Source organism: Puniceicoccus vermicola (genome assembly GCF_014230055.1).
Classification (GTDB): domain Bacteria; phylum Verrucomicrobiota; class Verrucomicrobiia; order Opitutales; family Puniceicoccaceae; genus Puniceicoccus; species Puniceicoccus vermicola.
Window position 1 is genome coordinate 41,369 of sequence record NZ_JACHVA010000080.1, and the last position, 25,126, is coordinate 66,494.

General features: G+C 56.1%; 23 protein-coding genes. 12 read left to right on the forward strand and 11 right to left on the reverse strand.

Annotation, left to right across the window (positions count from 1 at the left end; all coding sequences use genetic code 11):
- Positions 1-27: 27 nt before the first annotated feature.
- From H5P30_RS09035 to H5P30_RS09060, 6 genes are all read left to right on the forward strand, one after another.
- Positions 28-1,065: a phosphoglycerate dehydrogenase gene (locus H5P30_RS09035; RefSeq protein ID WP_185692623.1), complete on the forward strand. Its 1,038-nt coding sequence runs from the start codon at positions 28-30 to the stop codon at positions 1,063-1,065.
- Positions 1,066-1,106: 41 nt separating this feature from the next.
- Positions 1,107-2,207, forward strand: coding sequence for an Ldh family oxidoreductase (locus H5P30_RS09040; RefSeq protein WP_185692624.1), 1,101 nt, complete (start codon positions 1,107-1,109; stop codon positions 2,205-2,207).
- A gap of 71 nt (positions 2,208-2,278) precedes the next feature.
- Entirely contained in the window at positions 2,279-3,379 is a 1,101-nt protein-coding gene (locus tag H5P30_RS09045) for a sugar kinase (protein WP_185692625.1), read from the forward strand.
- A gap of 167 nt (positions 3,380-3,546) precedes the next feature.
- Positions 3,547-5,049 (forward strand): NADP-dependent phosphogluconate dehydrogenase, encoded by a 1,503-nt coding sequence (gene gndA / locus H5P30_RS09050; RefSeq protein WP_185692626.1) that lies wholly within the window; start codon positions 3,547-3,549, stop codon positions 5,047-5,049.
- A gap of 4 nt (positions 5,050-5,053) precedes the next feature.
- Positions 5,054-5,845: an SDR family oxidoreductase gene (locus H5P30_RS09055; protein WP_343075440.1), complete on the forward strand. Its 792-nt coding sequence runs from the start codon at positions 5,054-5,056 to the stop codon at positions 5,843-5,845.
- A 166-nt stretch (positions 5,846-6,011) separates the two neighbouring features.
- Positions 6,012-6,569: a hypothetical protein gene (locus H5P30_RS09060; RefSeq protein ID WP_185692627.1), complete on the forward strand. Its 558-nt coding sequence runs from the start codon at positions 6,012-6,014 to the stop codon at positions 6,567-6,569.
- Between the two features lie 78 nt (positions 6,570-6,647).
- Here H5P30_RS09060 and tsf read toward each other — a convergent pair whose 3' ends face one another.
- Together tsf and rpsB are read right to left on the reverse strand one after the other, a co-directional pair.
- The gene (gene tsf, locus H5P30_RS09065; RefSeq protein WP_185692628.1) at positions 6,648-7,238 is read right to left on the reverse strand and encodes a translation elongation factor Ts; all 591 of its coding nucleotides are present in this window, start codon (positions 7,236-7,238) and stop codon (positions 6,648-6,650) included.
- Positions 7,239-7,273: 35 nt separating this feature from the next.
- Positions 7,274-8,092: a 30S ribosomal protein S2 gene (gene rpsB, locus H5P30_RS09070; RefSeq protein ID WP_185692629.1), complete on the reverse strand. Its 819-nt coding sequence runs from the start codon at positions 8,090-8,092 to the stop codon at positions 7,274-7,276.
- Positions 8,093-8,338: 246 nt separating this feature from the next.
- Between rpsB and H5P30_RS09075 the strand changes: the two genes are divergently transcribed.
- The gene (locus H5P30_RS09075; protein WP_185692630.1) at positions 8,339-9,538 is read left to right on the forward strand and encodes a pyrophosphate--fructose-6-phosphate 1-phosphotransferase; all 1,200 of its coding nucleotides are present in this window, start codon (positions 8,339-8,341) and stop codon (positions 9,536-9,538) included.
- A gap of 119 nt (positions 9,539-9,657) precedes the next feature.
- On the opposite strand, the gene H5P30_RS09080 is transcribed toward H5P30_RS09075, so the two are convergent.
- From H5P30_RS09080 to H5P30_RS09090, 3 genes are all read right to left on the reverse strand, one after another.
- Positions 9,658-10,791, reverse strand: coding sequence for an ABC transporter substrate-binding protein (locus tag H5P30_RS09080; RefSeq protein WP_185692631.1), 1,134 nt, complete (start codon positions 10,789-10,791; stop codon positions 9,658-9,660).
- A 141-nt stretch (positions 10,792-10,932) separates the two neighbouring features.
- Positions 10,933-11,604, reverse strand: a complete 672-nt coding sequence (locus tag H5P30_RS09085) for a zinc metallopeptidase (RefSeq protein ID WP_185692632.1) — start codon at positions 11,602-11,604, stop codon at positions 10,933-10,935.
- Positions 11,605-11,788: 184 nt separating this feature from the next.
- A complete protein-coding gene (locus tag H5P30_RS09090; protein WP_185692633.1) occupies positions 11,789-13,873 on the reverse strand; it encodes a M3 family metallopeptidase in 2,085 nt (694 codons plus the stop codon).
- Between the two features lie 179 nt (positions 13,874-14,052).
- Between H5P30_RS09090 and H5P30_RS09095 the strand changes: the two genes are divergently transcribed.
- Together H5P30_RS09095 and H5P30_RS09100 are read left to right on the forward strand one after the other, a co-directional pair.
- Positions 14,053-14,937, forward strand: coding sequence for a transglutaminase family protein (locus H5P30_RS09095; RefSeq protein ID WP_246459558.1), 885 nt, complete (start codon positions 14,053-14,055; stop codon positions 14,935-14,937).
- A gap of 94 nt (positions 14,938-15,031) precedes the next feature.
- Positions 15,032-15,988, forward strand: coding sequence for a transposase (locus H5P30_RS09100; protein ID WP_185692635.1), 957 nt, complete (start codon positions 15,032-15,034; stop codon positions 15,986-15,988).
- Between the two features lie 2 nt (positions 15,989-15,990).
- Here H5P30_RS09100 and H5P30_RS09105 read toward each other — a convergent pair whose 3' ends face one another.
- The 3 genes from H5P30_RS09105 to H5P30_RS09115 are packed head-to-tail and all read right to left on the reverse strand — an operon-like array spanning position 15,991 to position 19,593.
- Positions 15,991-17,520: a YihY/virulence factor BrkB family protein gene (locus H5P30_RS09105; RefSeq protein WP_185692636.1), complete on the reverse strand. Its 1,530-nt coding sequence runs from the start codon at positions 17,518-17,520 to the stop codon at positions 15,991-15,993.
- A 47-nt stretch (positions 17,521-17,567) separates the two neighbouring features.
- Positions 17,568-18,749: a DUF4339 domain-containing protein gene (locus tag H5P30_RS09110; RefSeq protein WP_185692637.1), complete on the reverse strand. Its 1,182-nt coding sequence runs from the start codon at positions 18,747-18,749 to the stop codon at positions 17,568-17,570.
- Between the two features lie 13 nt (positions 18,750-18,762).
- Complete coding sequence (locus tag H5P30_RS09115; protein WP_185692638.1) at positions 18,763-19,593, reverse strand: NAD(+)/NADH kinase; 831 nt, start codon at positions 19,591-19,593, stop codon at positions 18,763-18,765.
- A 165-nt stretch (positions 19,594-19,758) separates the two neighbouring features.
- Between H5P30_RS09115 and xerD the strand changes: the two genes are divergently transcribed.
- Positions 19,759-20,685, forward strand: coding sequence for a site-specific tyrosine recombinase XerD (gene xerD, locus H5P30_RS09120; RefSeq protein ID WP_185692639.1), 927 nt, complete (start codon positions 19,759-19,761; stop codon positions 20,683-20,685).
- A gap of 16 nt (positions 20,686-20,701) precedes the next feature.
- On the opposite strand, the gene H5P30_RS09125 is transcribed toward xerD, so the two are convergent.
- Entirely contained in the window at positions 20,702-21,667 is a 966-nt protein-coding gene (locus H5P30_RS09125; protein WP_185692640.1) for an amidohydrolase family protein, read from the reverse strand.
- Here H5P30_RS09125 and H5P30_RS09130 point away from each other — a divergent pair.
- Positions 21,666-22,391 (forward strand): class II aldolase/adducin family protein, encoded by a 726-nt coding sequence (locus H5P30_RS09130; RefSeq protein ID WP_185692641.1) that lies wholly within the window; start codon positions 21,666-21,668, stop codon positions 22,389-22,391. The two genes, H5P30_RS09125 and H5P30_RS09130, sit on opposite strands and share 2 nt — an antisense overlap.
- A gap of 22 nt (positions 22,392-22,413) precedes the next feature.
- Positions 22,414-23,490: a substrate-binding domain-containing protein gene (locus H5P30_RS09135; RefSeq protein WP_185692642.1), complete on the forward strand. Its 1,077-nt coding sequence runs from the start codon at positions 22,414-22,416 to the stop codon at positions 23,488-23,490.
- 13 nt (positions 23,491-23,503) lie between these two features.
- On the opposite strand, the gene H5P30_RS09140 is transcribed toward H5P30_RS09135, so the two are convergent.
- Both H5P30_RS09140 and H5P30_RS09145 read right to left on the reverse strand, forming a co-directional pair.
- Complete coding sequence (locus tag H5P30_RS09140) at positions 23,504-24,292, reverse strand: ATP-binding cassette domain-containing protein (protein WP_185692643.1); 789 nt, start codon at positions 24,290-24,292, stop codon at positions 23,504-23,506.
- Positions 24,289-25,116 (reverse strand): ABC transporter ATP-binding protein, encoded by an 828-nt coding sequence (locus H5P30_RS09145; protein WP_185692644.1) that lies wholly within the window; start codon positions 25,114-25,116, stop codon positions 24,289-24,291. Before H5P30_RS09145 ends, H5P30_RS09140 begins: the two co-directional genes overlap by 4 nt.
- Positions 25,117-25,126: the final 10 nt, after the last annotated feature.

Here is a 25,126-nt window from a genome sequence, read left to right on the forward strand (position 1 = left end):
TGTTGGGTTTTGGAGTGGGAGGCACTTATGTTGAAGATACTCCTCACGACTACCTCTTTTCAGGACACGCCCGGAGGGCACCAAGAACTCCTCGAAGCCGCTGGCTTTGAGGTTCACTGCGAGCGGGGACCGCTGCCGGAATCACGGATGCTGGAGCTCGCTGGCGAGTTCGATGCTTTTCTTTGTGGGGATGACGCCATTACGGCCGAGGTCATTGATAAGTCGCTCCCGCGTCTCCAGCTGATTTCGAAGTACGGGATCGGGATTGATAAGATCGACGTAGACCACGCTTCGGCCAAAGAGATTCCCGTCCTCTTTACGCCGGGTGTGAATCACACCACCGTGGCTGAGCACGCTTTCGGCCTGATGCTCTGCTTGAGCAAGGACCTGCCGGAGGCGGCAACTGCGGCACGCCGCGGCGAGTGGAAACGCAAGACCGGCCATGAGCTCATGGGGAAGACGATTGGAATCCTCGGTCTCGGCCGGATTGGTAAGGAGGTGACGATTCGTGCCCGTGCTTTCGGGATGCCGGTGATCGCCTTTGACCCCTACTGGGATGAAGCCTTTGCCAACGAGCATGGCGTCACCCGTTGTGAGTCGGCGGAGGAAGTTTTGAAGAAAGCGGATGTGGTTTCTCTCCACCTCTTCCTCACCGAGGACACGCGCGACCTGATTAATGCCGACCGGATCAAGACGATGAAGCCGGGAGCTCTTTTGATTAACTGCGCCCGAGGCGAGCTGGTCGATGCCAAGGCAGTTGCCGAAGCGTTGGAGGCTGGCGAACTCGGAGGTTATGGAACGGACGTTCTCGACGAGGAGCCGCCCCCCGCAGATCACCCGTTGCTCAGCGCCCCGAATTGCGTGGTCACCCCGCACATCGGATCGCGCACCTATGAGTCGGTTGTCCGTCAGGGGACGAAGTCGGTGGAGAATCTCATCCTCGCTCTCGCCGGGAAGAAGCCCCGGGCCCAAGTGAACAAGGCTGCGATCAAGCCTTCGGCTGCGGCTGAAGATCTCGCGTCGAAATTTGATTGGGTCGCCTCGGCTGAATCGGCCTCCGAATAAATCATTCCAAACGAGTCACGAACTCGAACCCTATTATTTCCATGAGTAATCAAGAACAGTTTTTCGTCGTCCCCGAAGAAGCGCACAACGCGCTGGTTTCGGCGGCTTATCAGCACCGCGGTTTCACCCAGGACGAAGCCGATGCGGGTGCCCGTTTTGCGGCTCTGGCTTCCCGTCACGGGATCCGCACTCACAACGCGATCAAGGCCCTGCACCTCGACCATTTGTTCGGGAGTGCGTCCGGCGGATGCGTTCCCGGTGCCGAAATTGAAAAAATTCCTTCCCGCTTCGAAGCGACCGAGGTCTGGAATGCGAATTTGAAACTCGGTCAAGCCGTCGCTTTTGACGCCATTGATCGGGCCATTGAGTTGGCCGATAAATACGGCGTGGGTGTGGTTTCAGTCGACCGGGCCTTTCACTACCTGTGGGGTGGGGGGTATGTCATGGACGCCGCCCGTCGTGGTTATATCGCCTACACCAATTGTACGGCGGCTCTTGCCGAGGTCGTTCCCTTCATGGGCAAGACTCCGACTCTCGGAACGAATCCTCACTCGTGGGGATTCCCGACCGTTGATTCCGTGGGCTTCCCGATCGTCGTTGACTGGGCAACAAGTGTTGTGGCCATGGGGCGGGTTCAGCAGTTTGCCCGCGAGGGATTGACTCTGCCGGCCAACGCCGCTGTCGATTCTGAAGGCAATCCGACGACCGATCCCAAGAAGGCGGTCGCTCTTCTTCCGTTCGGTGCTCACAAGGGCTACGGACTTTCTTTGATTAACGAGATTGTTGGCGCCTTCATCGGAGGTTCGCTGCCGACGATTCGTTCCCGCTGGTCCGAGCCGGGTGAAAAACATAGCCCGAATTTCTTCTTCCAGGTCATTCACCCCGAGGCGATTTCTTCCGGACTTTTTGCCGGCGGAAAGACTCAGAGTGAAAACGTGCGCGAAGTCCTCGGTGATATCCTCGGCAACGGAAATGAAGGATGTCTCCTTCCGGGGCAGATCGAGGCGAACGCGGCGAACGCTTCCGAGAAGGCCGGCGGCCTTCTGTTCTCCAAGGCAGAACTGGATGCCTTCAGTGAAATTGCCGAAGAATGTGGGGATGGTTCTTGGAATCCCGAGAGCTTTCCGCAAGCTGGAAACTAAGCTCGTCGTCCCCGTTGGGGCGCAGGCCAACCTCAAATCCATCAAACCCAAATATTGTTTCAGAAAGACTTATGAGTGAACTCACCCTCCGTCCCGCTTCCGAATGTAAATACGACTGCGTTTCGCTTGGCGAAATCATGCTTCGCCTCGATCCCGGCGAAGGCCGCGTGCGCACGACTCGCCAGTTCCAGGCCTGGGAGGGCGGCGGTGAGTATAATGTCACCCGCGGACTCCGTCGCTGCTTTGGCCTAAACACGGCCGTCGTCACAGCTTTTGCCGATAACGAAGTCGGTCGTCTCGTCGAGGACTTCATCCTCCAGGGGGGAGTCGATACTTCTTGGGTTCAGTGGAAAGAATACGACGGCATCGGCCGCACGGTTCGCAACGGTTTGAATTTCACCGAGCGTGGTTTCGGAATCCGCGGCGCGGTCGGGGTTCCGGATCGTGGGAACACTGCCGCTTCGCAGCTCAAAGCTGGCGATGTCGACTGGGAAAAGCTCTTCGGTGAAGAGGGTACCCGGTGGTTCCATACGGGTGGGATTTACGCTGCCCTGTCCGATTCTACGGCCGAGGTGGTGATCGAAGCGGTTAAGGCTGCGAAGAAGCACGGCACGATTGTTTCCTTTGATTTGAACTATCGCCCGTCTCTCTGGAAGTCGATCGGTGGCTTGGCCAAGGCTCAAGAAGTCAATCGCGAGATCGCCAAATACGTCGACGTGATGATCGGTAACGAGGAAGACTTCACCGCTTGTCTCGGTTTTGAGGTTGAGGGTGTGGACGAGAACATTTCCGAGATCGACGTCGGGGCCTTCGAAAAGATGATCACCCAAGCGGTGAAGGAGTTTCCGAATTTCAAGGTGACTGCAACCACTCTGCGTGGTGTGAAGACGGCCACCGTCAACGACTGGAGTGCCATCGTCTGGTGCGACGGCAAGTTCCACCGTTCCCGCGAATATCCGGGCTTGGAAATCATGGACCGCGTCGGTGGGGGGGACAGTTTCGCTTCCGGACTCATTTACGGATTCCTTTCCGACGCCGGTGCTGATGCCGCGGTCAATTACGGTGCCGCTCACGGAGCGCTCGCCATGACCACTCCGGGGGACACTTCGATGGTCACCGTCAAGGAAGTCGAAAAGATCATGGGTGGCGGTGGAGCCCGCGTCGTCCGCTAACCAATCCTATTTTGAAGAAGACTGTGCGAAGGACGAAATCTCTGTGACAGCCTTGCCACAGGGCCGAACTTGAAGGTTGAAACCTCGGGGCTCACGACGCTGAATGTCTAACATCGGTCCGCCGATTTTTCTTTCGCCAGCACTTACTTAACTCGAATCACCAAATTATGTCTGAAGAACTCTCTGAAATTGGTCTGATCGGCCTCGCCGTCATGGGCCAGAATCTCGCTCTGAACATTGCCGACCACGGCTTTAAGATCTCCGTTTACAACCGGACGACCTCGAAAATGGAAGCGTTTGTTTCCAAGCACCCGGACACTCCGGGAGGTCTCGTTGGAAAAGCAGAGCTGAAGGACTTCGTCGATTCCCTCCGGAAGCCACGTAAGATCGTCATCCTCGTCAAGGCCGGTGCCGGCACCGACGCGGTGATCGACGAACTCGTCCCGCTTCTCGATGAAGACGACATTATCATCGACGGCGGTAACGCCAAGTGGACGGACACAATCCGCCGCGAAAAGGATCTGACTGCCAAGGGACTCCGCTTCATCGGCAGTGGTGTTTCCGGTGGGGAAGAAGGCGCACGCTTTGGTCCGTCACTCATGCCCGGCGGTAAAGAAAGTGCCTACCGCGAGCTCCAACCCATCTGGGAAGCCGTGGCCGCCAAGGTCGACCACGAGACTGGCAAGCCTCTCGAGGGCGCTGCTCCGGGTAAGCCAGTTGAGGGGGGGGTGACCTGCACCACTTATATCGGGCCGAACGGTGCCGGTCACTACGTGAAGATGGTCCATAACGGTATTGAGTACGGCGATATGCAGATGATCTGCGAATCGTACGATCTCATGAAGAACATCCTCGGTATGGATGCGCCTTCGATTGGGAAGGTCTTCGAAGAGTGGAATTCGGGTGACCTCGATTCCTTCCTCGTTGAAATTACCGCTGACGTTCTTCAGCAGAAGGATCCGGCCACCGGAAAAGACTTTGTCGACATTGTCCTCGACGCCGCTGGCCAGAAAGGCACCGGGAAGTGGACGAGCATTAACGCTCTCGACATGGGCACGCCGGCTCCGACCGTTGCCGAAGCCGTCTTCGCCCGCTGCCTCAGCGCAGTGAAAGAAGAACGCGTGGCCGCTTCGGAGATTCTCCCTGGACCGGATGCATCCGAAGCTCCTTCGGCCGACGAGCTTATTCCGGCGATTCGGGACGCGCTTTACTGCTCGAAGATTTGCTCGTATGCACAGGGCTTCCAGCTCATGCGCCACGCGCAGGAAGAATATGACTGGGAACTCGATTTCGGGAAGATCGCTCAGATCTGGCGGGGTGGCTGCATCATCCGTGCACGTTTCCTCCAGAAGATCACCGAAGCCTACGACCGCGATCCGAAGCTCGCCAATCTCTTGCTCGATCCGTACTTCTGCGACGCGATCACCAAGGGGCAGACGGCTTGGCGTAAGGTCGTTGCCCTCGCTGCGACACACGGTGTTTCCGCTCCGACGTTTAGCTCCGCGCTCTCTTACTATGATGGCTACCGCTCGGCCCGCCTCCCGCAGAACCTTCTGCAGGCGCAGCGCGACTTCTTCGGTGCCCACACTTATGAGCGCGTCGATCAGCCACGCGGCAAATTCTACCACATCGATTGGCCTGTAGACGGTCGTCCGCAATTGGAGGCATAAGAGAGTGTCTTCTGATAAAAACCTCTACGCGGGAACTCCGTTCGATCTCTCTGGCAAGGTTGCCGTCATTATCGGCGGCACCGGCGAGCTCTGTGGAGCGATGGCCGAAGGAATCGCCACGGCAGGTGCCAAGGTGATCCTGGTCGGACGCAGTCAAGAGAAGGCGGAAAGCCGCATTCGCAAGATCGAGTCGGCGGGCGGGCAAGCGGAATTCCGGGCCTGTGACGTGGGCAGTCGGTCGTCGATCAGTCAGTTGGCCGAATCGCTCTTCGCCTCTCATGGCAAGGTCGACGTCCTGGTCAACGGTGCCGGAGTCAATTCAGCCACTCCGTTCCTCGAGATCGAAGACGAAGAATTGGATCGCATCTTTGATGTGAATTTCAAAGCGGTCTTCCGCACTTGCCAGGTTTTCGGGGCCAAGATGGTTGAGGCGGATAAACCTGCGTCGATTATTAATGTGGGCTCGATGTCCGGGGTGATTCCTCTTTCGCGGGTCTTCACTTACTCGGCGACCAAGGCGGCGGTTCACAATCTCTCGAAGAATCTCGCTCGCGAGTGGGCGCCTTCGGGAATCCGGGTGAATACTCTCGTGCCAGGCTTTTTCCCAGCAGAGCAGAATCGTAAGATTCTCTCCGAGGAGCGCGTCGCACAGATTATGGGTCATACGCCGATGAAGCGATTCGGGAACTCCGATGAGCTCGTTGGAGCGACTCTGCTTCTTGCATCTGCGGCCGGGTCATTCATGACCGGAACGGAAACCATCGTCGATGGCGGTTACGCATCGATGACGATCTAAGATTCTTTAGATTTTTATTGTTGAGACAATTTGAGCGGGGTAGCTTCAGTTTATGAAGCTTCCCCGCTTTTTTTGTGTCCTCACTTTGAGTTGCCTTCTTTTCGGAATGATATCGCCGCTTTCGGCTCGGATCGGAGAATCCCGGAGTGATCTTGAGAGGAGACTCTTGCGTGAGAGCGATCGTGGTCTCGAGGTGACCGATAACGACCTTGAGGAGTTTTATCGGTCCAGATTCCCCGTTTTTGAAAAGGTTCAGATCCTTGACGAGGAGGAGGGGATTGACTACGTGATCTATTACAAGGTCAGTGGCGATCTGGTCCCGTCCAGCAATCGTCTCTGGAAAGAAGATTCCAAAGGGCGCCGCAGTGATCGCCCCGAACAGAACCCTCCCGGCTGGATGCTTCACGTTGTCTACTACAACGGAACCTCTGTCCTCGAGCTCTACAATCGTTCCAAGTCTCTTACGGAACTGGAGAAGGATGGGATTTTATTACGAAATGCGGAGGGGAAACGCTGGGTGAAGGGTAGGATTCCTACCGATGACGATTCGGTTATCGCTCCCGAGGTCTTTCCGGCAAACCATTATCGGGAAGACATGGGGGTCTATGCCAATGTCGAAGGGGATTCTGTTCTTATCTACGACCCTCGGCTGGATCAACGGATCAATGAGTTGAATCTCGAGAGAGCCAAAGAGGAAGCTCCCGATAGCCTCGACGGTTTTTAATCGACTGCGAGACCCGGGAACTTACCCAAAAAAAGGCCGGCTCCCAGAGGAAGCCGGCCGGAAAGTTCTGTTCGAAACTTATTCTCCGAGTTGGAACCGAGCGAAGCGTCCGATCACGAGGTTCTCACCCATCTTCGAAACGTTTTCGGTGAGGAGGTCGCGGATGCTTTGGTCCGGGTTCTTGACGAATGGCTGTTCCATCAGGCAGATGGTGGAGAAGTACTTGTCGAGCTTGCCTTCCACGATCTTCTGAATGGCTTGCGGTGGCTTGCCTTCGGCTTGAGAAACGGCGATTTCGCGTTCCTTCTCAACCACTTCTTCCGGAACATCTTCCCGGTTGACGTAGAGAGGGGAGGCTGCGGCCACGTGCATGGCGAGGTCCTTGGCGATGGCCTTGAAGTCATCGTTCTTGGCCACGAAGTCGGTTTCGCACTTCAGTTCGACGAGGACGCCCACCTTACCACCGAGGTGGATGTAGGATTCGACGATTCCTTCGCTTGCATCGCGTCCTGCCTTCTTGGCCGCAGTTGCGACGCCTTTCTTGCGAAGGATCGCGATGGCCTGTTCGGCGTCTCCGGCCGCTTCGAGGAGGGCCTTCTTGCAGTCCATTAGTCCGGCTCCGGTTTGTGCACGGAGGTCGGCAACGAGTTTTGCGCTAATCTGACTCATGAGAATTGGGTTTTTAGATAAAAAAGTGGGATGGTTTAAGACTCCTTCGATTCTTTCGAACCTTCCTCAGAGGAGAAACCTTCCGGAAGGGTGACTTCCCCTTCGTTCTCCACATCGGAGAAAACGTTGCGGGAGATGACCGGACCCGAGGACTTCGGCATGGAAACCGACTCGCGGCTTTCGAGGCCGTCCTGAATCGCTTCCACGATCGCTTCCACGATGATGCGGATCGACTTGGCTGCGTCGTCATTGCCCGGAATCGGGTAATCGACGAAGGATGGGTTTGAGTTGGTGTCTACGAGGGCGATCACAGGGATGCCGAGACGACGGGCTTCTTCAACAGCGATTTCTTCGTTGTTGACGTCGATGATGAAAAGAGCGGAAGGAACTTCGTTGATGTCGATGATCCCTTCGAAGTTGCGGTTCATCCGGACCATTTGGCGGCGGATTGCAGCGCCTTCCTTCTTGGGAAGGTCGTTCAGCGAACCGTCCTTTTCCATAGCGAGGAAACGACGATACTTCTGCAAGCTGGTCTTGATGGTTGCGAAATTGGTCAGCGTGCCACCCATCCAGCGGTTTACGGTGAAGGGCATGCGGGTTTCCGCAGCTGCTTCGCGAACGATTTCTTGAGCCTGGCGCTTGGTGCCGACGAAAAGGATGTTCTTCCCGGTGCGGACTGTGTCGGTCACGAACTGGCAAGCTTTCTCGAGCTGGTTGTAGGTCTTCTCCAGATCAATGATGGAGATACCATTCCGGTGGTCGAAAAGGTATGGCTTGAAGTTCGGGTTCCAGCGGCGGACTTGGTGTCCGAAGTGTACGCCTGCGTCGAGGAGATCTTTTGGTGTGATGTTCATGGTTCAAAGCCCCAGAAACGGGGAGAAATCAGGTTTTCTTGGTTGTACTTCTTGATGTTAGTCTTGAAACGAAACGATAAAAACTAGGGGTTGGGGGTGCGGGTTCAAGAACAAAACCAGCGAATCTCGGGGTTTTCGGCAAGCGATAAGGTCAAAAGATACTGGGATGTAACACTTCTTCTCTTTTTTTCTTTTTGCGACACCGAGTCTCGACAGTAGGCCCGGTTCTAGCTATCCCGAGGGTATATGAAGCCTAAGAAAGTAGCCTTCCTTACCGCGGGTGGTCTCGCGCCTTGTCTCTCTTCCGCTGTGGGCGGACTGATCGAGCGATACACGGAGATGGATCCGTCGATCGAGCTCATTTACTACCGGAGCGGATACAAGGGGCTTCTCCTCGGAGATTCCGTGGTCGTTGATGCAGAGATGCGGAAAAATGCCGGGGTTCTCCATCGTTTCGGAGGGAGCCCTATCGGCAATAGCCGGGTCAAGCTCACCAATGTGAAGGATTGTGTGAAGCGCGGCCTTGTCGCGGAAGGGGAAGATCCCCAAAAGAAGGCGGCGGATCAGCTGATCGCCGATGGCGTCGACATCCTCCACACCATCGGAGGAGATGACACCAATACCGCTGCCGCCGATCTCGCTGCTTTCCTCAAGGAAAATGATTACAGCCTCACCGTCATTGGTCTGCCGAAGACGATCGACAACGACGTCGTGCCGATCGCGCAGAGCCTGGGTGCCTGGACGGCGGCCGAAGAGGGTGCCAAGTATTTCGAAAACGTAGTGGCCGAGCACAATGCGAATCCCCGCATGCTCATCATCCACGAGGTCATGGGTCGCAACTGCGGCTGGTTGACCGCGGCCACCGCTGCCGAGTATCGCAAGATCCTTGATCGCAAAGAGTGGGTTCCGGGTCTTGGATTGAGCCGCGAACGTCACGAGGTGCACGGGGTCTTTATCCCGGAAATGGATCTCGACCTCAAAGCCGAAGCCGCTCGCCTGAAGATGGTCATGGACGATCAGGACTGCGTGAATCTTTTCATCAGTGAAGGGGCCGGAGTCGAAAGCATCGTTGCCCAGATGGAAGAAGCGGGTGAGGAAGTCCCTCGCGACGCCTTCGGTCACGTGAAGCTCGATGCCGTTAATCCGGGCAAATATTTCGGGGAAAAGTTCGCGGAAGCTCTCGGAGCGGAAAAGGTTCTCGTTCAAAAGAGCGGTTACTACGCCCGTGCGGCGGCCGCTAACATCGAAGACCTTCGTCTCATCAAGAGCTGCGTCGATCTCGCCGTTGAATGCGCCTTCCGGAAAGAGGGCGGCGTGATTGGTCACGACGAGGATCAGAACAATGTTCTGCGCGCCATCGAGTTCGACCGGATCAAGGGCGGCAAGCCTTTCGACGTCGAAGCTTCTTGGTTCAAGGAACTGCTCTCCGAAATCGGCCAAGCCTAAGGCCCACTCTGAGTCAGCCCCTTCGGCTGGCGGGATTCACATTCCGTCCCGAGGGGGTGGGACGCTATCTTGCGCTGCGAAGCGCAGGTGTTCTCTCTTTGTCGGAAGATGCCCCGTGTTCAGGGCAGTCTCTGGTAGTAGGTGAATTCGTGCCCGGGCAGGAGCTCGGGATGGAATATCGCAATGAGGTCGGCCAGCACACGGTCGGGGTAGACGCTGCCCGATTCCCAGAAGTCGTTTGCCCCGCTCGGGCGAACGCGAAGGTTGCGGTTGTAAACTTCGCCAGCTTGGAAGACGGGAAGGGAGCGGAAACGTTCGTCGGAGGTAGCCAATTCGTTGAGCGTGGCATAGCGCCCAGGGTTGAGCCAAAAGTCGGCCGTGAAGCCTTTGGCCAAGGCGGACTCGAAATCGATCGGGAAGCTTCCAGTCGAGGAATTGTCCTTCCAAAGCGATTGCGCTCCCGCGTCCTCCAGGAATGCTGCCGTGAAACTAGCCCCTCCCGGCATATACCAGATCCCGCCGAAGGGGGCTGAGAGCAGGACTTTCGGTTGATCCGGGGAAGCCGCGGATACGATCTCTTCGAGCTCGTGGTAGCGCTCCTGGGTTTCTTCAAAGAGGGCGAAGGCTTCCTCGCGATGCCCGGTGATGATTCCGAAGAGCTTGATCCATTCGCTGCGGCCCAATGGCTCTGTTTCTTTCCAGGAGGCGGTGACGAGAACCGGAATGCCTGCGTCTCGCAGGCGGGTCTCCAGAGCCTCTTGCCCCGAATTGATCCGGGTGAGAATGACGAGGTCGGGCTTCGCCGCGATCACTGACTCCAGATCCAGATTGTTCCCAGCACCGACTTCGATTACCTCTCCGTTGGCATGCATTTCGCCGATTCGCTCCGAGAAAACATAGTCTACATCGTCGACTGCGATGACTTGCTCGAGAGCCCCAATCGCATTCAGGGGCCCGATGTAGGTCGTGGAGAGGGAGACGATTTTTTCCGCGGGAATCGGAATGGTCCGAGTCGCGGTGTTTTCATTTTTGGCCTCTCCTTTGGGGATGAGTTCGTATTCGAGGCTCTGCGACGGTTGGATCGGGTCGATGATGGAAACACGGTAGGCGGCGCCGGGCAGCTCTTCAATGGAGAGGGTGGCAGATTCTTCCATTAACTCCCGCCCGCCGGACCAGAGAGGGAGAACGGACAAGCCGATGATCAACAAGTTCGACGTTTTATTACAAAGAGCCCCGAGGGTAGAAAAATTCATTCCCTTTTCTACGGGTGATCGGCCGTCGACCGCAATCCTTCGGGTGGACCTAAGGGACCGCGGCATTGATTCCGCCCCGACGGAACCCTCGAAGCGGGCAGGGGCAAACCATGAGAGGCCTTGCCCTGTCCCCGATAATTCTTACCGCCTCGAAGCGGCCAAGAAGTAGAGCAGCCAGCTGAGCGACGACACAAAGGCGGCAATGTAAGTCCAGCCCGCAGCGTTCAAGGTCTTCTTTACGCCGGGTAGTTCATCGCTTTCGATGATGCCCAAGCTGTCCAATTGGACCGTTGCTCGTCGGCTCGCATCAAATTCGACCGGGAGAGTGATGAGTTGAAATACAGTGAGGATGGCATAGACCACCACTCCGAGAAGAATGAATCCACTGAAGTGAAAGAAAAGACCGCCGAAGACAACCAGTGGCAGCATTCGCGAAGCGATGTTTGTGATCGGTCCCAAGGCCATGCGGGTTTGTAGCATCGAATAGCCCACTTTGTGCTGAATGGCATGACCCGCTTCATGGGCGGCGACACCGAGGGCGGCGAGGCTAGTCCCCCCAAAGTTGTGCTGACTCAGGCAAAGGCGTTTTCGAGTGGGATCGTAGTGGTCTGTCAGCTCGCCCTGAATTGGCACGATTTCCACATCATTGATCCCCGCTTGACGCATCACATAGCTCGCTGCTTCCGCGCCAGTAATTCCGCTTCGCGAACGAATTTGAGAATACTTACGGTAGGTGCTCACCACTCGTTGCTGGGCCCAAAACGCCAGGATGAAGGTCGGAATGATGAGGAAAAGATAGAGTTGGACGTTCATAGAGTGAGATCAGTTTCTGAAGATTGTTTCGTACTCTAGCAGATTCGGTTCCCCGCTCAATAGGAGCCGGTCGAATTTTGGACGATTTCACAAGGCACTTGGAAACAGTGCCTTATAAACTGCATTCTTCTCTTTTCGCCCCTCAGGAGGAACGATCGTGCTCGCTTGAGCGGGACAGTTCGTCTCAATCCGTCGCAGAATTGAGCAATCCTGCCCGTCGCAGAAGGGCGTCGGGGTCGGGATCGCGTCCCATGAAGTTGGAGAAGAGTTGGGCGGGCGGTTCGCTATTCCCTTTTGCCAGAATCTTCTCGCGGAATTCCTTGCCCGTGTCGGAGTTGAGGATCCCTTCATCGAGGAAGCGGCTGAAGGCATCGGCATCGAGCATCTCGGCGTACTTGTAGCTGTAGTATCCGGCCGCGTATCCAGTCGGGGAGCCGAAGAGGTGGGTGAAGCGGGGAAGAATGCTCGGAGGCTTGGTCTGGAGAGGAATCTGGTAGTCGGCCAAGGTCTCGTTGATGAAGGCGAATAGCTCCGTTTCATCGGCGAAACTGCGATTGTTGTGCAGCTCGAGGTCCATTTTCGCAAAGGAAAGCTGGCGCATCGTCTGAATCGCGCTCTGGAAATTACGGGCGCGCCGCATCTTCTGATAAAGATCCTCAGGAAGAGTCTCGCCGGTTTCGTAATGCAGGGCAAAGAGATCGAGGCTCTCGCGTTCCCAACACCAGTTTTCCATGATCTGCGAAGGCAGTTCGACAAAGTCCCAAGCGACACTGGTCCCCGAAAGCCCGCGGACTTTCACTTTGCTGCAAAGGTGGTGCAGGAGATGGCCAAACTCGTGGAAAATGGTTTCGACCTCACGGTGGGTCAGGAGCGCCGGGCGGTCGCCGGAAGGAGGCGTGAGGTTTCCGCAGATGACTCCGTAGTGGGGTGAGGGCTGGTCCGGATCAAAAGGCGAGCCGGTAAAGAGGGGATTCATCCAGGCCCCGTCGCGTTTGCCCTTGCGGGGATACCAGTCGGCGTAGAAGGACCCCAGCGTGTGGCCGCTGGAATCCTCAAGATCGTAGAATTCGACGTCGGGATGCCAGACCAACTCCGAGGTGGGCGCTTCTTTGGGAACGATACGGACGGCGAAGACTTTCTCTGCGAGAGCGAAAAGGCCGTTTTGCACGGAGCGAATCGGGAACCATTGGCGGAGTTCTTCCTCATCAAAATCGAAGAGCTTCTTACGCATCCGCTCGCCCCAATAGGAAACCTCCCAAGGTTCGAGCTTACGAATGTCGGAATCCGTTTCATCCGCGCGGAATTTTTCCAGTTCCTCGATCTCCTTCTTGAAGTAGGGGAGCACTTTCTCGTGCATCTCCTCGACAAACTCAATCGCGGCAGAGCCCTTTTTCACCATCCGGCGGCTGGTGGTGTAGTCGGCAAAGCTTGGGAAATTGAGAAGATTCACTTTCTCATTCCGGAGTTTCAAAATCTCGAGAACGCGGGATGGATTGTCGAATTTACCGTCATTGCCAATCTGGCTGGCAGCTTCCCAAATTTCTTTGCGGAGATCGTCCGAGTGGGCGTATTGCAAAATCGGGAGGTAAGAAGGCGCTTGCAGAGAGAAACGCCAGGCCGGCGTTCCCCCGGAGCCGTGGCCATGATTCTTGGCATCGTGCTCAGCGGCTTGCAGAGCCGATTCCGGAATCCCGTCGAGACGCGAACGGTCGGTCACGATGAGTTCCCAATTCTCGGTAGAGTCCAATACGTTCTCAGTAAATTTTTGGGTCACCGCCGCGAGTTTGGACTCCAAGGAGCGAAGTTTTTCTTTCCCCTCCTCATCGAGTTGTGCCCCCGCTTCCTCAAAATCACGTCGGGTTTCCTGCAAATGGCGCAGCTCGACGGCATCCTCCGGCAACGGCCCGGACTCGGCGACTTTGCGCACCCGTTCCCAGAGCTTTTCGCGGAGACAGAGCCCTGCAAAGAAATGACTCACGGTAGGAAGCACCTCGTTATAGGCTTCCCGAAACTCGGGACTCGTGCGAACGCTGCTCAAGTGACCGGCAAGACTCCAACTGTCCGAAAGATCACGGAGAGCCCGATCAATCCCGGCGATCACAGATTCATAAGTAGAATCTTCCAATGAGAGGTTCTCGATAGCAGCAAGTTTCTCTTCAGCGATCTGAATCGCTTCCTGTATGTCCGCGACTAGACAGTTGGGCGTAAGAGTCGACCAATCGACAGGGCGCTCGCGGTTGAGAAAAGGACGTTCGTTGACGGTCAGCATTGCAGGCACCTTTGGCGGGCATGCCTAAAGTGGCAAGACGTCAGTGCAGATTTCTTTGCAGATTATCAATCAGACCTATAATCAATTGACGAATCGAGGGGGAATCTTCGAAGCACAGAAAAGGACAGCGGAATCAGGAACTCGTGTGAAATCGCGTTGATTCGTGTTGCCAACTGGAGATGCCTAATTCCACTCTTCCACCAGTGAGATTCTCGGTGTCCCACAAGACCTTTTATAAGTATGCGCAGCCCGCTTCAGAGTCCGTGGCTGAACTACGTTTGTGTCCCATGTCCGGGCCCTGCCAGATCGTTCAATCGCGAAAGCTCTTGGTCGAGCCGGAGGTGCCTGTTGGATCGTTCGAGGATTATTGGGGAAATTCCGTGGAATATTTCGCGATCCCTTTTCGCCACACGACCTTGAAAATAGCCTCCTCGTCGATGGTGGAAACCTCTCCGCAGGAATCCGTCGAATACTGTGAAGACGTCACCGTAGCCGAGGCCCGGCAAATCATTGCCCGCTCGTCTTTGAAAGCGATCGACTACCGCCGCCCAACCAGGCTGGTTCCAGTAGGAAAGGTGCTCCGCTGCCTCAATCGTCGATTTATCTCGTCAAATGCCTACATCATCGAAACAGCGCTCTCTCTAAACGAGTGGATCTATAAAAACTTTGAATACGTCCCGGGGGCGACGGATGTTAGCACTCCCCTGGAGAAGGTTTTGGAGATGAGAAAAGGGGTCTGCCAGGATTTTGCGCACGTCATGCTCTCCATTCTTCGGACAGGAGGAATTCCCGCTCGGTATGTCAGCGGATACATCGAGCACGTCGATCCCACCCAGCCCAACTCCGAACTAGTCGGCGCCGCTGCCAGCCACGCCTGGGTAGAAATCAATCTCCCAGGAGACCGATGGTGGGGCCTGGATCCGACCAACAATCAAGTCGTCGGTGAGCGGCACATCAAGGTAGCTGCTGGGAGAGATTACCACGACGTAGCTCCTTTTCGGGGAACATTTCGAGGAGTGACCCAGCAGAACCTCGACGTAGCTGTCGAAATTAAGAGGAAATAGTGAATCCAATCAGTTATATAGGGTCTCAAACTAATTTTATAAACCAGACCCATTAATGTTTGACCGAAATAATATATATCTATCTACTTTGAGCATGAGACGGAAACGGATGATTATCAAGGGGCAGACGAGTTACTACCATGTAATGAGTCGGACGGTGAATGGGGAGGCTCTCTTTGGAGATTGGGAGAGGGAGGTTTTGCGGAAGATGATTTGGCAGGTGGCTGATTTCTCGGGGATCCGGGTGGTTACTTATGCGGTGATGAAGAACCACTTTCATGTTTTGGTGGAGGTGCCGGCGGAGGTTAGTATTTCGGATGAGGAGTTGGTGCGAAGGTATCGTCGGCTTTACCCTCAGCCTACTCCTTGGAATCCGATGCCGGCAGAGGTGTTAGAGGGGCATCTTCGGGAGAATACTTCGGAAGGGAGGGATTTGCGGAAGAGTCTTTTGCGTCGGATGGGGGATGTTTCCTGGATGATGAAGACTCTTAAGCAGCGTTTTGCAATGTGGTTTAACCGGTCGCGGGATCGTTTTGGGCATCTGTGGGCGGAGCGATTTAAGAGTGTCCTTGTGGAAGGGGATCGTTGGGCTTTGCGGACGGTGGCTGCCTATATTGACCTGAATGCGGTTCGGGCGGGGCTGGTTGAGGATCCTAAGGATTATCGGTTTTGTGGGTATGCCGAGGCACTGGGAGGGAGTCGGATGGCTCGGGTTGGGCTTTCTGTGGTCGATAAGGATTTGGCTGTGTATCGTCAGACTTTGTATGGCGCGGGTGCTGGGGAGAAGGATGAGAAGAAGTCGATCTCTCGGGAAGAAGCGGTGCGGGTGTTGGAAGAGGAGAAGGGGAAATTGCCTCTGTCTGTGGTTTTGCGGTGCCGGGTGCGGTATTTTACGGACGGGATGGTGCTGGGATCGGCTGCTTTTGTGGAAGAGCATGTTCAGACCGAGAGTTCTGGAGGCAAGCGTCCCAAGCGGGCGCATGCGATGAGTGGGGCTGACTGGGGTGGTTTGGCTGTCGGGACTGGGTTGCGGAAGGGGTTGTTCCGCTGACCTTAAGCTTTTGGTTTTTTGCGGAGTAACTCCGAGAATGGCATCTTTAGACTGTCTTCGACTAAGAGTCCCTTTTGAAATTTGCCGATAGCGGGTTCTACTTCAGTGAGAATTTCGGCTCCCTGATTGTTTCCGTCTGAGATGAAAGCGTTGTGGAAATCCTCCATGGAGCGGTTCTCGAGCGGGAAGGAAGGTTGGAAGCGGATTTCTTCCTGGCTGTCGGTTTCATCAGGCTCGAGCCCTCGAATCCATCCTCCGACCGAGAGCCGGGTCAGACAGTTGTTCATGAGTTGTCCCGGAGCCCGTAGGTGATTGGCAATTTCTGTCGTCGTGGGCGGGCTTTCGCAGTTGTTGAAACGCCGCGCGATGAAGAGGAAGCAGGCGAGCGCGAGGGATTCACGGGTTTGGGGGCTGATATCGCTCCAGGCCGTTTCGTTGGTCAGGTTGTCAACGTTTTGAACGGCGTAGGTCACCTCGCAAGAAACCAAAACAATGAGCCAGAAAAGGTAGAGCCCAAACATGAGGACGGGGATGATGCCAACGGACCCGTAGAGGCTTTGATCTCGAATTACCTTGTGGACATACAGGAAGGAAAGCGAGTGGTTGAGCACCATGAGGAAGGCTCCGATAAATCCTCCGACGAGGGAAGCTTTCCAGTGGACGGAGGTGTGGGGGAAGAACCGGTTGAATACTGCCAGGACCAATGTCAGCAAGGTAAATGAGATGATCGGTCCAGCCCACCAATTGATGTCCTCGTATTCGAGTCCGGGAATGAGCTGGTTGAAGCGGTTGATCACCGTCGAGGCCGAGAGAACGGTTACCGCGGTGATACTCAAGACCGCCCCGAGGCTGGTGATCGTCCAGTAGGAGATGATTCTCTGCGCCCACGATCGCCCTCGTCGCACTCCCCAAATGCCATTGAAGGCTTTTTCGATCGAGGTGATGAGCTGAATCACGATAACGATCAATGCAATTGAGCCGATGACTCCAACCGCACCCGAGCGCGCACTTTTGACAATTTGATCAATGAACTGAACGACGGCTGGGTTGAGGGCCTCCGTGGCTTCTTCGGCTTTTCTGGCCGTTGATTTCGGTTCTGCTTCTTCATCGGGGTCAATTGCGTCGACCTCAGACTTCTCGACTGCGGGTGGATCGGAATCTTCCTGGTCCCATTCGGATACGGGGGGGGCGACAAAGACCAGAGCCTGTCCCAGCTTATCGACGATGACGTTGTCGCGATCATCTCCTTGCAGAAGAAAGCTCGAGATCATGATCCCAATTGCGAGTAGGGGACCCAGTCCGATGAGAGAATAGTAGCTCAGCGCCGCAGCCTGACTGAACAGCTTGTTTCCGTTAATTCCCCGAGAGACGATCGTGAGAATCCGCAGCAAGGCGAAGGAACGGGCTCGCCGACCGGTTTCCTCCAGAGCTCCGCGTGACCAGATTTCCCGCTCCAACAAAGACGTTACCGATTTGATGAGCTTCTTAGCCTTTTGGATGATTCCGTCTTGGTCTGGATCTTTTTTTGACAATCTCTTGGTGGTTCAGGTGGGTGAAACGTCGGTGGCTTGGATTATTCTTAAAACGCGATTCCTTGGAACCAAGCTAGCCAGATCATTACTCCGGCTCCTCCGAGTGCAAGTAGAGAGAAGAAGGCCGTGGTGGAAAAACGGGCACAGAGAGTCGCCCCCAATAGCCCGATTTGTAGAGCGGACATCGCACCCATCGCTTCCCATTCCATCCGAGAGTAAAAGAGATAGAAAAAGAAGCCGAGGCCAATTCCTGCTCGGAGTCGCAGGAGGGGGAAAAGACCCGTTTGGCCGAGACCTATTCCGATGGCGAGAAATAGGTCGACGATGGCAAAGAAGAAAATCCAATTCTCGAGGAGGAAGTCCAGAGAGTAGTCCCCGCTCTGGAACATTCCATAAATGGTTTCCCAGTAGGGTTGGACAATGACGGAAATGCCCATCAAGAGGGAGAGAACGATGCCGGGGAGCAGTACAGCGACCGCGCGCTCGCGAGATTTTTTGAGGCGTTGGACGTGACGGGTTTGCTCGGTCTTTCCTTCGGCGGCAGCCAACATCCGATCCACGTCTCCAGATTCGTCATAGGGAGAGGCCTGCGGCTCGGCGGCCTCGGATTTGGAGGGGACTTTCTCCCTCTTCCTCTTTCCGGATTCCACTGAAGTTTCTTCGGAGGCAACCGTGTCCTCAGGAGGGGGTGCTTTCGGTTTATTGGCAGAGCGAAGCTTCAGAGCTGGTTTGGCCGCGGGTTTAATCTCTCCCCAAAGGGCCGGATTGCTCTCGATTGGGGCAAAGTCCTCCATCCCTTCGTAGAAATAGAGGGTGCTGTCGGTGATCACTTTGGAATCGGCCAGCTCTCGTAATTGGCCTAAGGAGAAAGGCCCATCGGCGGTTTCGGACTCGGGGGCTCGGACAAAATATTGATGCGCGGCGGGTGGGGGCTCCTCGGGGGCTGCGGGAGTTGTTTCTTCCGAGGGCGCGGAAGTTGGGGGAGGCTCGGGGCTAGCGGGTTGGCTGGATCTTAATTTGAGGGCCTTGGGCTTTTCTGCAGAGGTGCTGGAAACCTGATTCCAAAGTTCAGGGTTCTCCGAGAAGGGGGCGAAATCGTCCATCCCTTCCACATAGTAAAGGGTTTCGGATTGGATGATCTCCGAACTGGCCAGCTCTCGGAGTTGTTCGATCGTAAAGGGGCCATCAGCTTGTTCCGCTTGTGGGGCGCGTACGTAGTATTCGTCCATGATTGGGGGTGAATTAGAGGGTGTTTTCCCGCCAGTGCAGTTTCGTTCTCACGGTAAGGAAGTGAGAGTAGTCCTTGCCGTGGATGAGAGTGACGGTTGTGGAGGGGACGCGAATCCTTAGGGGGAAGGCGATGGATTCGGTGAAACGGAGATGCCCATCCAAAGTGACTTGGGGCGAGCAGGCTTCGAGATCCGTGCGGACCTCAATCTCGGTGCCCATCGAAAAAATGACGCTACGGTTACTCAGTGTGTGAGGGCAAATCGGGGTGAGGGTGATGCCCTGCACATCCGGGTGGACGATCGGTCCTCCCGCGGACAGGTTGTAAGCCGTCGAGCCAGTCGGGGTAGAGTAGATGAGCCCATCGCAGGCGAACTCGTTGACAAAGTCTCCGTTCGCAAAGACCTCGAGCATCATCATCCGCGAAGAGGCGGTTTGCTTCACGACGACATCGTTTAGACAGATACGGCGTTCGCCCTCCGGGTCGCAGGCTTCGAGAAGGGTACGGTCCTCGATCTCGTAATCACCGTCGAGGATCCGGCCAAACTCCCGGGCGATGCCATCGGGCGAAAAGGTGACGAGGAAGCCGAGTTTACCGAGATTTACTCCGAGAACTTTGACGCCATACTCGACGGCCTGCGGGACGACCCCGAGAAAGGTGCCGTCGCCCCCGATCGCGCAAACCGCGTCGCAACCTTGGAGATAGCCGTTCGGCAAAGGGTGCTCTTCGGTGATTCGCATCTCCACGCCGCGGTCTTGTCCAAGTTGTTTCAGCTGGTCTCCGATCTCTCGGGCGCCCGATTTTTGTCGGTTCACAACCAGCGCGACTGTGCGTAAGGGCTTCACGTTCGGCGAACCTATCATTGGCGATGAGAGAGAGAAAGGAAATTTAGGGAGGATTGAAGGATGAGCGAAAGGGCCGACTGCTCAGGTTTCAAGCTCGCATATCAGTGCGGGGGCGGAAAGATTCGACTTCGGGATCATCGATGGCGATACCCTGAGATCAAATCCATGGGAACGACGAAGACAGATACGGCATTCTGGCGGGACGATGTAGACGAGTTTCTCGCCTGGGTCCAGTTGGAGCGTGGACTTTCTCTGAACACGGTGGCGAGCTATGAAAACGACCTGTCACAGTTCGGCGACTTTCTCGTGAAGAGCTCATGTCGTTCGTGGTCGGATGTGGACGAAAGTGCCACCGGGAAATTTTTGGAGCTGTTGACCGAGGAGCAGTATGAGACGGCGACATTGGCGCGCAAACTATCGGCGTTGCGGGGGTTCTCCGCTTTTCGGGAGCGTGAGCAGGGGGCGGCCAGTCTCACGGAAATCGTTCGCGGTCCGCGTTCCGGGAGGAAAGTTCCCACAAGTCTGACGATCGACGAGACGCTCCGGCTCCTGGAGGCTCCCTCTCAGGCCACTCCTCATGGTTTGCGCGATCGCGCGATTCTTGAGCTTCTCTACGGATCAGGCCTGCGTGTCAGCGAGTTGACGGGGCTGCTTTTGCAGTCGGTAGATCTGGACAATCGGTTTGTCCGCGTTTTTGGGAAAGGTTCGAAAGAGCGTCTAGTGCCAGTCGGTGGCAGCGCCTTGAAAGCTTTTCGGGATTATCTCAATGCGGGGCGCCCGGCGCTGGTCAAGGCGAAGACAGGAAGTGAAGTTTTCCTCAGCCAAAGAGGTGTCTCGATTTCGCGAAAGACGGTCTGGCATCTGGTGAAATCTCACGCGGAACGTGCGGGTCTCCCGAAGGCGGTCAAACCTCACATGTTGCGGCATTCATTTGCCACGCATCTCCTGGAGGGAGGGGCCGATTTGCGGACGATCCAGGAAATGCTCGGACATGCGGACATCGCGACGACCCAGATCTACACCAAGGTGGAGGGCGAGCGGTTGCTCGACGAGCATGCTCGTTTTCATCCGAGGAATCGCAGCGGAGACTGAATCGCCCTGTTGTGCCCTAAAGGTGAAACAGGTCGGCGGCGTTCCCTGCAAAAATTTGATTTTCCTGTTCACTGCCGAGGTTCTGGTCCCGGATCTCCTGAAGAAAGCGTAGCCATCCGGGAGTTTGATCCTTGCGGGGGTAGAGCCGCAGGGGGAAGTCCGAGCCGAAAAGGATTTTATGGGGGCCGACGACTTCGCAGGCAGTGGCAAAGATTTTTGAGTCGTAGAGAAGGGGGCTGGCGGAACAGTCGTAATAGACGTTGCGGAACAGTTTGCGGACGTAGGGATTGAGTTCGTGGAGGAAGAGTCCGCCTCCCCAGTGCGAGAGAATGATCTTTAAATCAGGGTTCTGGGCAATAAATTGCTCAAAATCCTCGAGCGGAGTGGGAGTCCTGCCCGGATGAGGTCTACCAACTGGTTCCGTTACGTGAAAGTTAAAGAGGAGCCCCGCCTCAGAGGATAGCTTGGCGAGCTCACTCCAAAACGGCTCGGAGAGCCGGGAATTCTGGATCGAGGGGAGAAGTTCTCCAAAACCGGAGAATTGATTCTTCACGGCCCACTCGACCAACTCCGAGGGAGACGGGCCTTCGGGGTGAACGGAGGCCATTGCCCGGAAGCGGTTGGGGAAGTCGCGGAGCCACTGGGCCATTTCTTCGTTGTGGATCTGGCACGATTCAGGGTTCTCCCAATACCATCCGAGGAGTACGGCCTGGTTGATGCCATCGCGCTCCATCGTTTCGAGAAAGGCGTCTTGGTCGACCCATCCCTGCAGAGAGGGGCGTCCTTTCTCGGGGACCACCAGCTTCTGCCAGTGAGGTTCGCATTGTTTGGCCGCCCAACCAGCGGGGTCGGCGACGGCTGTTTTGGGGAATGCGTGGGTGTGGGCGTCGATTATGAGTGGAGCTGGAGTCAGTGCGGACAATCTATGGGCAAATTTACAGGGTTGCGCTGCCTGTGTCCATGGGTTTTCACTTTTCGCCATGCTTGAAAATTTACGGTTCGAGGTCCACGAAGCGACCACTCAGTTGGTCGAAAACGGTTTGGTGGACTACTTCCGTGGAAACATCAGTGCTTTTGATCCCCGCCGAGGACTCGTAGTGATCAAGCCCCGGGGGATCGATTATGGAAAACTCACTCCGGAGAGTTATCTGGTGGTTTCAGCTCGCACCGGGCAGGTTGTCGAAGGGCTTGGAATGCCTGCTACGGGCATCGATGCGCATCTCACGCTATACCGGGACCTGCCGGACATTCGCTCGATTGTCGGCACGCACTCCAAGTATGCGACTATGTGGGCACAGGCGGGCCGCCGGATTCCTTGCCTGGGTGTCGCTCATGCCGATTTCTTTCAGGGTGAGATTCCGATTACGGCTCCCAACAGCGATGGAATTGACGAAAGCAGTTATTACGAGCGGGTCGGTGAGCAGATCGTAAATCACTATGAGCGGACCAAAGAGGATCCGAGCTTGGTGCCGGCGATTTTGGTTGATCGCCTTGGCCCAGTGACTTGGGGAGCATCTCCAATGGATGCGGCCCGCAATGCCGTTTATGTGGAATTGCTCGCCGAATTGGCCTACGGGACACTCGTTCTTAACCCCACTCGCGAGCCCTTGCGCGATGGCGATATTCAGCGCCACTTCACCATCATGAGAAAACGTGGCGTCATTCCCTCGAATCGGATTCGGGGCCGCCAGATCGAGAAACGGTAGCCCCCCCTAAATCAGTGAGCACGTGGCCAAGCCGGAATCATTAGATCCGAACTCATCGGACTCCCGGGAAATCCGGAACATTGATTCCACCGCGGCTCTCGCGAAGCACTTAGGGCTTTCCCGGTGGACCGTCTCCCGGGTCCTGAATGGGCACGGTGGGGTGAGCGAAAAGACCGTCGAGCGGGTTCGCGAGGCGATGCAGAAGAGCGGTTTCGAGCCGAACCTTTACGCCCGGTCTTTGCGGGGTGGAAGAACTCGTACTCTAGGAGTCTGTATTCAGGAGATGGATTCGCCGTCGTTGAGCCAAAAGGTGGGGAACCTTCAAGCCCTCTTCCGAGATCGCGACTATCACTGCCTTCTCGAGTTGACCAATCGAAACCACTCCTTGGAGGAGCAGGTGCTTCGGCATTTTTTGAATTTGAAGGTGGACGGGATCGTCGGGATCGGTACCTGTCTCTCTCCGGCGTCTTCTCTCATCGAAGAGCTAAAAGCATCGGGGATTCCAGTGATGCTCGTCGACCCGGAGACGGTTCTTCCCTTCCCAACGGTGGAGGTCGACCGATCGGGGGCAACCGAATCGATGATGAATCTTTTGTGGACCTCGGGTCACCGCTCTTTCGGATTTGCTGGATTTGATCCGGACTACGCTTACAGTGCCCGCCGATTGGATGGGGCGGATCGTTTTCTCGAACGCCGGAAGGGGACTCGGTTGTGGTCTCTTTTTGAGCCGGGAACCGTCCGCCATGATTTTTCCTACGGGTCTCGTCTTGCGGAGAAAATCTTGGCAGAGGGATCCATGCCTTCGGCCATTCTTGCCGTAAATGATCGGGTGGCGATTGGGGTCATCGCAGAGTTACGACGGAAGGGGTATGCCATGCCGGGCGACCTGGCGGTCGTGGGGCACGATAATTTGGAAGTTTCCTCCTTTTTTGAGCCCGCTCTGACGACCGTGGATCAAAAAATTGGAGAACTGATGAGTACGGTGGCGAGTGGCTTGATCGAATGGGTCGAGGATGGCGAGAAGCCACCACGGCGGGTGATCTTACCGACGGAGCTGAAAATCCGGGGCTCTCATCAAAACGTCGCGGCGAGCACCTGAGGTCAGTGGAAGATCAGACTTCCTGGGGAGGGTCGATGCGGAGGACCGAATCCAGAAGTTGACGGGTTTTTGGGGCGGACGGATTGTGGAAGACTGATTCGACTGTTCCGTCTTCGACGAGAGACCCTTGGTCGAGAACCATGACCCGCTCGCAGAGATGTTCGATCAGCGGGATGTCGTGGGTGATGAATAACAGGGCAATGTGTTCTTCCTCACTAAGCTTGCGGAGAAGATGAACGATCGAACGCTGGGTGGTGACATCCAGGGCACTGACCGCTTCGTCGCAGACCAAGAGTTGGGGGTTGGGAGCGAGAGCCCGGGCGATACAGATCCGCTGGCGTTGGCCTCCGCTGAATTGGTGCGGGAAGCGGTTTAGGGCTCCGGCGTCGAGATGAACCTTTTCAAGCAGAGCGATCGACTCCTTCTCCAACTGCGCCTTTTCGGTTATCCGGCCGGAAACCTGAAGCGCTTCGACTAAGGCCTGCCGGATGGTCCGACGCGGGTTTAGGGAGTGATAGGGATCCTGGAAAACCATCTGCACCATTCGCGCTCGCGTGAGTCGGGCCTCGCGGGTGGAGTCCTGGGCCATTTTGCCCAGAATCTGAAGAGTGCCTTCCGAATGCGGGACCAATCCGAGAACCGTTCGGGCGATCGTCGACTTGCCGCTACCGCTCTCGCCGACGAGTCCCGCTCGCTCTCCGGGCTGGAGGGAAAACGAGACTTTGGTAGCGGCCCGGTGCCCTCCCGGATAGGTGACGGAGACTTGATTCAATTGGAGGACGGGTGGTGCCTGTGTGCTCACGCGAGTTCCTCCGTTGTGCCTCGGGCTGAGGCGATTAGAGATTTTGTGTAGGAATGTTGTGGAGACGAAAGAACATTGCGAGTCACCCCGGATTCAACCACTTCGCCATGATAGAGGACGGCGACCCGGTCGGCGAAATGGGAGACGATTCCGAAGTCGTGGGTAATGAGAAGGACGCCGGAGCGGGAGTCCGTGGCTAGATCCCGTATGAGCTGAAGAACTTCTTTGCGGATGGTCGGATCGAGCGCGGTGGTCGGCTCATCCGCGATGAGGACGGAAGGCCGATTGGCCATGGCGATCGCCAAGACGACTCGTTGTTGCATCCCTCCACTGAGGTGATGCGGGTAGGCTTTTAGCAAACGCTTGTCGGGCGTGAGACGAACGGATTGTAAGAGTGAGGCGACTCGCTCTTTGCGCTGTCGCGAGGAAAGCTTTCCGTGAAGGGACTCGCCGATTTGGGTCTCAATTTTGATAGAAGGGTGGAGGGCGCTCGAGGGCTCCTGAAAGACAAATCCGATGTGACGACCGCAAAGTTTTTGGAGCGCCGCATAGTCCTTGGCGGGAATCGTCTTTCCACCGACGGTGACTTTCCCGGCAACGCGGGTATTCTCCGGAGGGAGAAGTCCGCCAACGGCGAAACCGGCCGTCGATTTTCCGCTCCCACTTTCTCCGACGAGTGCGAAAACCTCCCCCGGAAGAACCTCGGCCGAAAAAGAGGAAAGGGCGGTGGTTTCTTTTGGCTGCCCCGCGTTGCGACCTCCCAAGTATGACACCGATAAGTCCTCAATACGGAGGGCTGGACGGGTGTCGGGAGAAGCGGTCATGGTGGAGACG

Excerpts from the sequence above, each read along its gene's own strand:
- H5P30_RS09035 (WP_185692623.1), top strand. The coding sequence starts at position 28 with ATGTTGAAGATACTCCTCACGACTACCTCTTTTCAGGACACGCCCGGA.
- H5P30_RS09040 (WP_185692624.1), top strand. The coding sequence starts at position 1,107 with ATGAGTAATCAAGAACAGTTTTTCGTCGTCCCCGAAGAAGCGCACAAC.
- H5P30_RS09045 (WP_185692625.1), top strand. The coding sequence starts at position 2,279 with ATGAGTGAACTCACCCTCCGTCCCGCTTCCGAATGTAAATACGACTGC.
- gndA (WP_185692626.1), top strand. The coding sequence starts at position 3,547 with ATGTCTGAAGAACTCTCTGAAATTGGTCTGATCGGCCTCGCCGTCATG.
- tsf (WP_185692628.1), bottom strand. The coding sequence starts at position 7,238 with ATGAGTCAGATTAGCGCAAAACTCGTTGCCGACCTCCGTGCACAAACC.
- rpsB (WP_185692629.1), bottom strand. The coding sequence starts at position 8,092 with ATGAACATCACACCAAAAGATCTCCTCGACGCAGGCGTACACTTCGGA.
- H5P30_RS09075 (WP_185692630.1), top strand. The coding sequence starts at position 8,339 with ATGAAGCCTAAGAAAGTAGCCTTCCTTACCGCGGGTGGTCTCGCGCCT.
- H5P30_RS09080 (WP_185692631.1), bottom strand. The coding sequence starts at position 10,791 with ATGAATTTTTCTACCCTCGGGGCTCTTTGTAATAAAACGTCGAACTTG.
- H5P30_RS09085 (WP_185692632.1), bottom strand. The coding sequence starts at position 11,604 with ATGAACGTCCAACTCTATCTTTTCCTCATCATTCCGACCTTCATCCTG.
- H5P30_RS09090 (WP_185692633.1), bottom strand. The coding sequence starts at position 13,873 with ATGCTGACCGTCAACGAACGTCCTTTTCTCAACCGCGAGCGCCCTGTC.
- H5P30_RS09095 (WP_246459558.1), top strand. The coding sequence starts at position 14,053 with ATGCCTAATTCCACTCTTCCACCAGTGAGATTCTCGGTGTCCCACAAG.
- H5P30_RS09100 (WP_185692635.1), top strand. The coding sequence starts at position 15,032 with ATGAGACGGAAACGGATGATTATCAAGGGGCAGACGAGTTACTACCAT.
- H5P30_RS09110 (WP_185692637.1), bottom strand. The coding sequence starts at position 18,749 with ATGGACGAATACTACGTACGCGCCCCACAAGCGGAACAAGCTGATGGC.
- xerD (WP_185692639.1), top strand. The coding sequence starts at position 19,759 with ATGGGAACGACGAAGACAGATACGGCATTCTGGCGGGACGATGTAGAC.
- H5P30_RS09130 (WP_185692641.1), top strand. The coding sequence starts at position 21,666 with ATGCTTGAAAATTTACGGTTCGAGGTCCACGAAGCGACCACTCAGTTG.
- H5P30_RS09125 (WP_185692640.1), bottom strand. The coding sequence starts at position 21,667 with ATGGCGAAAAGTGAAAACCCATGGACACAGGCAGCGCAACCCTGTAAA.
- H5P30_RS09145 (WP_185692644.1), bottom strand. The coding sequence starts at position 25,116 with ATGACCGCTTCTCCCGACACCCGTCCAGCCCTCCGTATTGAGGACTTA.